This is a genomic window from Nocardia abscessus NBRC 100374 (genome assembly GCF_000308455.1).
Lineage (GTDB): Bacteria > Actinomycetota > Actinomycetes > Mycobacteriales > Mycobacteriaceae > Nocardia > Nocardia abscessus.
This window is the reverse complement of the sequence record NZ_BAFP01000130.1, coordinates 1-6441: the sequence shown is the minus strand read 5'-3', so window position 1 is coordinate 6441 and position 6441 is coordinate 1. Positions and strand designations below refer to the sequence as shown.

Below are 6441 nucleotides of genomic sequence, written 5' to 3'. Positions count from 1 at the left end.
GCCCCCCATCCCTGACCCGACCGGAAGAAGGAAATCGAGATGAAGAATCCGTTCGACGACGACGACGCCAAGTTCTACGTCCTGATCAATCAGGACGGCGAACACTCCCTGTGGCCGGTCTTCGCCGCCGTCCCCGGCGGCTGGACCATCGCCTACGGCGCCGCCAACCGCAAGTCCTGCCTGGAGTACGTGGAAACGCACTGGGTGGACATGCGCCCCAAGTCGCTCATCGAGGCCATGTCCAGCGAGGCGAACTGACCACCTGAATACGCGGGGCGCGCCGGTCCACACCCCCCTGCCGACCGGCGCGCCCCGCCCGGGCGTCGGGCGCGGTACTCAGGCCCGGCGCGCGGAGTCCTTCCTGGCGCCCGCCTTGCCTCTCCGGCACGAACGCGAGCCCCGGCGTGCGCGGAATCGTTCATCGAGCGCGGGTCCGGCCTTGTCTCGGCGCGGGCTCGGGTTTGACGTGCGCTGCGGCTGTAGCCGATTGCGCGTGCCGCCGCGTCTCCGGGTGCGGGACTCAGACTTCGGCGTGCGCGGAGTCGATCACCGCGTGCGCGTGCTGCCGCCATTCGCTGACGGCTCTGGTGCGCAGGCCGCCCAGCGCCGAGTCGAATTGTTTGGCGCGTTTGGTGACGGTCAATCCAACGTAGGTGCGCGCGTTCGTGATCGCGCCGGTCGCCACCGCGCAGGCTTCGTCGATCTCGCCGGAGGCCAGCAGCGCTGTGGCGTGCTCGAAGCGGACCAGGGCGGGTTCCATGGTCTCCGACGGGTCGTACAGCGCCATCGCGCGCGCGGCCGCCACGGCGGTCTCCTCGGCGCGGCCGAGCCGGGAATATCCGATCGCCTGATAAAAAGCGAGTTTCTCCGGGCGGAAAGAAAAAATACCGACCGAAAGGTCTTCCTGTCCGACGTCTTCCAGAGCCGAAGCCGATCGCGCGATACACCGTGCGAATTCATCGGCGTGCCCGAGGCTGGCGTGCGCGCGCGCCGCCATTCCCCACAACCATGCGGCGGCCGGGCCGTACGACGGATTTTCTTGCAAGCGACCGTCGAGTAACTGCAAGACTTCCTTTGGTTTATCGCTATAGGTCGGCAAATACGCGAGTCCGGCCAGGGCGATGTCCTCCGAATAGCGATCGCCGATGTCCTGCGCGGCATGGATCGCGGTGGCGTACCACATGCGCGCCTGACCGAAATGACCCTCGTTGAACAGGATCTCGCCGACCACGTTCGCCAGCCGGCCCGCGGTGCGCACCAGCCGGACCTGATGATGGGTGGGCTGCCGTTCGCCGAGACAGCCACGCACCATACGGAATTGCTCGAGCCCGGTCTGCAGCAGTTCGTGCGGCGGCACCTGGACCACCCGCGTGCCGAGGACCTCGGCCGACTGCTCCAAGAACGCCAATCGCCGTTCGCTGATCGACCCCGCGTCGAGGGTTGCCAGCATCCGCTCCGGTTCGCTCGCCACCAGGTCTGCCGCCTGGCCTGCCAGGCCTGCGCCGATGCAGGCCAGCAGTTCTCGCCTTCTCACGTCGTCTTCCTCGACTTCCTTGTCGAGCCCGATTTCCCTACCGAGCTTGGTGTGCCTTTCCGGCGCCGAATCGGCGCTTTCGTAGTCGTGGGCCGTCGTCCGGCCCGTGGTGATCGCACGCTCGAATCGTTCGGAGACGACGGAATCCACCTGCGACAGGACCCTGTCGAGGAGACGCTGGCTAGCGGCGTGCATCCGGGTCGTCCGGCCGTTCTCCCACAGGACCACGGTGCGCGGTGTGACGCCCACCAGACGCGCGAATTCGTAACGGCTCCGCTTCATCGCCGTGCGAAGCGCATGTACAGCTTCACCCGTCCAGTCGACCTCCACCATAGGTCTCTGTTCCTCCCTCCAGGCCGCTACAAACGGAAAGTACTCGCAATTACCGCATTCGGGTCTGTTATCTACCGAATCGCAACGCGCACTGTTGAATCGCACCCGGCATCGGGGGTCCGCCCAAACCCTGTCGAGGGCGCCCGATGTCCGGAACCCGGCGCACGGTCCCGGCACGGCCCGATCCATCCGTGTCGAGCGCGGTCCGGCGGCGCCTTCTCGGTGCCGGGTGCACTGCCCTAATGGAGGTGAAAGATGGACGTGTTGCCCTCGGATGTCCGGGAGCTGTGGCTGATCCAGAGCCGCGATTGCACTCAGGAACCGCTCGGTCTGACCTATGAGCGCGCGCGTTTCCTCTGCGCTGTCCACGGCGGGCACGGCGCGACCTGTCATCAATACCTAGCCGCCTCGGCGTTCTGTTCCGGGCAGGCCACCGGTCGGTGACCGGCCGTGGAACCGCTGCTGAGCATGCTCGGCGCTTGCACACTGCTGGTGGTGGCGATAGTCGCCGTGGGCTCCTGTCTGTCGCACGGCGGCACCGAGGACTCGCACCGTCCACCCGATGAGCCGTTCACCATCGAACAGGCACACCGGGTGATGCAGGGCCACCGCCCCTGCCGCGCGGACGCCTGCCCCCGCAAGCAGGCGGCCTTCCGCACCCTGGTCGCGTCCGGCCGCGTGGTCCCCGACAGCCGGGCCGAGGGATACTCGCGCTGACCAGCGCCAGCGCGCCGAACTCGTTGCCGTTGAGCGTGATCCGCGCGGCAGCGAGTGTCACCTGCTGATCGGGACTGTGGCGAGGGAATCCCGAACAGCACCGGGTCCTCGTATCGCCGTACGACGGGGATACGAGGACCCACCGGTGGTCCGCTCGAGCCGCCCGTATGACTGCCTGCCGCCCGCCGTGCTTTTCGAATCCGAGTCGATGTCGGAGGGGAACATCTACCCGAACATCTGGCACGAGGGCGGCGAAGCGCTCGACTGCTTCCGAGTGAATCGCGAGGAGTCGGTGCGTCATGCGATGCGACAACGGCCGAACCCGCGAGTTGCGGGAGACGCGTCGGGGCGTCAGAAGTACACGATCTTTTCGACCCCCGATCCGGACGAGTGCCGCTGCGCGATCAGCGCTCGAATCCGGTAATCGGTGCGGTTACGAAGCCGATCAGGGGCTCGGGAGCGATCGCGGGAGCCCGAACGAAGCGAGCACGTTGTTGTCGAAGCGGGTCATGGCGCTGATCCGGTCACCGGTGAGGGTGAGGACGTAGAGGCCGGTCCCGTAGCGGATGCCGGTCGGCGTGCGCAGATAGGCTCCGAACGCCGGTTGACCGTTGGCTCGTGTCGCGATGAGGTCGAATCTCCTGCCTGCGCGGAAGATCTCGGCACAGAAGCCGACCACGACGTCTCGGCCTCGGTACTCGAAGGGCATCGGTGGCATCGATACGAAGACGTCGTCGGTCAGCAGGGCCACCAGCGCGTCGACATCGGCGGATTCCCACGCGCGGACGAATCTCGCCACGATCGCCTCCTGCGCGGGTGCGTCCGAGGCGGGCCGGGGTTCGCCGTCGGTCGTGGGCCGTCGGTACTGCATACCCGCGCGTGCCCGTTTGAGGGCGCTCTTGACCGAGTCGACGGTCGAATCCAGCATGGCCGCCACCTCGTCGGCGTGGAATCCGAGGACATCGCGCAGGATGAGCACGGCGAGCTGGCGCGGGGGCAGGAGTTGAAGGGCGGTCACGAAGGCCAGGGAGATGGCTTCGGTCTGCTCGTAGCGGGCCGCCGGGCCGAGCGGCGCCTCGACGACACCATCGGCCAGCGCATCGGGAAACGGCTCCAGCCAGACGATTTCGCCGAGCCGGGTCGGCTCGGGCGGTTCGACACCGGGCACATCCCACGCTTTGGCCGGGCGGCGGCCGGCCGACCGGCGCGCGTTGAGGCACCGGTTGGTGGCGATTCGGTAGAGCCAGGTGCGCAGCGAGGCGCGTCCCTGGAACTCGCCGAAGCCTTGCCAGGCGGCCAGCAGCGTCTCTTGCAGGATGTCCTCGGCGTCTTGGAACGATCCGAGCATCCGGTAGCAATGCACCTGCAGCTCCCGGCGGTACGGCTCGATCAGCTCCCGGAACGCCTCGCCGTCTCCGGCTCGCGCCCGGGACATCAGGTCGTCGGCCACCACCCTCGCGTCACCTTCTCCCGCATCTCGGGGCACTTCCATCGTGTACAGACACCACCCGGGGCGCAAAGGGGTCGGTCGGCGGGCGCCACTTTCCTGACGTAGCGGTGTCTACCTCAGTGGTAGCTGTCGACACCGAAGGAGCAACCCGGATGGGAAAGATCATCATCAGCGAGAACGTCTCACTCGACGGAGTCGTCCAGGACCCGACCGGTGAGGAGGGCTTCGGGCGTGGCGGTTGGTTCCTCGGGATCGGGGACGAGGACCGCGAAGCGTGGGCCGAGCTCTTGCTCGGTGAGGCGCTGGCCGCCGAGGCCCTGCTGCTCGGCCGGCGCAGCGACGAGTGGTTCGCCGCGCGCTGGCTGTCCAGGAGTGGCGCGTGGGCGGACAGATTGAACAGCCTGCCCAAGTACGTGGTGTCCTCGACGCTCCGGCAGCCCGAGTGGAGCAACTCGACCGTCCTCGCGGGTGAGGTGGTGCACGAGGTCTCGAAGCTGAAGCGGGACGTGGGTGGTGACATCGTCGTCTACGGCAGCGCTCAGCTCGTCCACACGCTGATCGAGCACGACCTCGTCGACGAACTGCGGCTGACCGTGTATCCGGTCGTGCTCGGGGCCGGTCGACGCCTCTTCGGCGAGATCGGCGACGAGAAACCCCTGCGCCTCGTCGAGGCCCGCACCGTCGGCGCCGGCCTCGTCTTCCTCGTCTACCAGGCCGTCCGACCCGCATAGAGCCGCCGTTCCCCGACACCGACGTTGACTGACCCGGCCGGATCGGGGCGCCGGTCCATCAGCCCCACTTCGACGAACCAGTCGAGCCGGGCGGCGAGGATGTCGAACTCGGACCGCACGGCACCCGGGTCGTGTGCCTGCACGCCGCGGGGATGCCGGAATCGCCGCAGCTTTCCGAGGTGTACGGCCTGCACGCCGCGGCCTACGGCATCAGCCGCGACGCATTCCGGTCCCGCATGGAGGACCGGACACTTTGCAAACGGTTGCCCACGATCGCAGAGATCGCCGACGTGGCCGCCTTCGTCGCCTCCGACCGCGCCGCCGCGATCACCGGGGCAGTCGCCAACCTCACCGGCGGCATGATCGTCGACTGACCCGGCAAAGCTCCGCGAAAGTCACGTGATCGATGCCGGGTTCGTTGGGATACTGGCGCATCCCTACAACCAGGAGGATCTGTCCCGTGACCCATTCCGGGGTTCTGCCATTGCTCGATCAGGTCGCCGCCGCTGTCTCCGACGCGATCGACCGAACCCGACCGGAGACGGCGGGAGCAGACCCGGTGGTGCGCCGATCCACCCACGCCGACTTCCAGTCCAACGCCGCGCTCGCACTCGCGAAGCGGCTGAAGGTCCGGCCGTCGGATTACGCGGCCGAACTGGCCACGGCATTGGCTTCCGCGCCCGAGGAGGCGATCCGATCGGTCGAGTTGTCCGGCCCGGGATTCCTGAACATCACGGTGCCCGATCGAGCCGTATGGCGGCAGGTCGCGGCGCGGCTGGGTGACGACCGCCTCGGCGTGGCGGCCACCGAAGACGGCCGCCGCACCGTGGTCGACTACTCCGCGCCCAACATCGCCAAGGAGATGCACGTCGGGCATCTGCGCACCACGATCATCGGTGACAGCCTCGCCCGCGTGCTGGACTTCCTCGGCGCGCGGGTGATCCGCCAGAACCATCTCGGCGACTGGGGAACCCAATTCGGGATGCTCATCCAGTATCTCGACGAGCATCCCGACGCGCGGTGGCGCCACGACGACCTCGGCGGTGCGACGTCGGCGGTCTCGGCCCTCGACGGCCTCTACAAGACCGCGCGTGCAGCCTTCGACGCCGACCCGGAGTTCGCGGACCGGGCCCGCGCGCGGGTGGTCGCCTTGCAGGCCGGTGACCCGGCGACGTCGGCGCGCTGGAGCGAAATCGTCGCCGAGTCGGAGAAGGCGTTCCGCGACATCTACGACCGGCTCGGTGTTCTGCTCACTCCCGACGACAACGTGGGCGAGTCGTTCTACAACCCGATGCTCGCCGACACCATCGATGAGCTGGTCACCAAGGGCATCGCGGTGGAGAGCGACGGTGCGCTCGTCGTGTTCTCCGAAACGGTGACCGGCCCCGACGACGAGCCGGTGCCGCTGATGGTGCGCAAACGGGACGGCGGATACGGCTACGACACCACCGATCTCGCGACCATTCGCTACCGGATCGGCGCTCTGCGTGCCGAGCGGCTGCTGTATGTGACCGACTCCCGTCAGGCCCTGCACTTCCAGTTGGTGTTCGAGACCGCGCGCCGCGCCGGTTGGCTCACCGAGGCGGTCGAGGCCGAGCACATCGCCTACGGCACCGTCCTGGGCCCCGACGGCAAACCGTTCAAGACCCGGGCTCTGTCGCACTCTTCGTGATGCC

General features: G+C 67.8%; 8 protein-coding genes. 6 read left to right on the top strand and 2 right to left on the bottom strand.

What is annotated here, in order from left to right; all coding sequences use genetic code 11:
* The first annotated feature begins 39 nt into the window (after positions 1-39).
* Positions 40-258 (top strand): MbtH family protein, encoded by a 219-nt coding sequence (locus tag ON19_RS26570; RefSeq protein WP_043698670.1) that lies wholly within the window; start codon positions 40-42, stop codon positions 256-258.
* A gap of 262 nt (positions 259-520) precedes the next feature.
* On the opposite strand, the gene ON19_RS26565 is transcribed toward ON19_RS26570, so the two are convergent.
* Positions 521-2056 (bottom strand): helix-turn-helix domain-containing protein, encoded by a 1536-nt coding sequence (locus ON19_RS26565; protein ID WP_157229858.1) that lies wholly within the window; start codon positions 2054-2056, stop codon positions 521-523.
* 66 nt (positions 2057-2122) lie between these two features.
* On the opposite strand from ON19_RS26565, the gene ON19_RS26560 reads away from it, so the two are divergent.
* Together ON19_RS26560 and ON19_RS26555 are read left to right on the top strand one after the other, a co-directional pair.
* Positions 2123-2311, top strand: coding sequence for a hypothetical protein (locus tag ON19_RS26560; RefSeq protein ID WP_043698666.1), 189 nt, complete (start codon positions 2123-2125; stop codon positions 2309-2311).
* 6 nt (positions 2312-2317) lie between these two features.
* Positions 2318-2584, top strand: coding sequence for a hypothetical protein (locus ON19_RS26555; RefSeq protein ID WP_043698664.1), 267 nt, complete (start codon positions 2318-2320; stop codon positions 2582-2584).
* Between the two features lie 445 nt (positions 2585-3029).
* Here ON19_RS26555 and ON19_RS26545 read toward each other — a convergent pair whose 3' ends face one another.
* Positions 3030-4037, bottom strand: coding sequence for a sigma-70 family RNA polymerase sigma factor (locus ON19_RS26545; protein ID WP_043698734.1), 1008 nt, complete (start codon positions 4035-4037; stop codon positions 3030-3032).
* A 149-nt stretch (positions 4038-4186) separates the two neighbouring features.
* Between ON19_RS26545 and ON19_RS26540 the strand changes: the two genes are divergently transcribed.
* The 3 genes from ON19_RS26540 to argS all read left to right on the top strand — a co-directional run bounded on the left by ON19_RS26540 (position 4187) and on the right by argS (position 6437).
* A complete protein-coding gene (locus ON19_RS26540) occupies positions 4187-4765 on the top strand; it encodes a dihydrofolate reductase family protein (RefSeq protein ID WP_043698661.1) in 579 nt (192 codons plus the stop codon).
* 41 nt (positions 4766-4806) lie between these two features.
* Positions 4807-5139: an SDR family oxidoreductase gene (locus tag ON19_RS40730; protein ID WP_083899652.1), complete on the top strand. Its 333-nt coding sequence runs from the start codon at positions 4807-4809 to the stop codon at positions 5137-5139.
* A gap of 86 nt (positions 5140-5225) precedes the next feature.
* Complete coding sequence (gene argS, locus ON19_RS26525) at positions 5226-6437, top strand: arginine--tRNA ligase domain-containing protein (protein ID WP_083899651.1); 1212 nt, start codon at positions 5226-5228, stop codon at positions 6435-6437.
* Positions 6438-6441 lie beyond the last annotated feature (4 nt).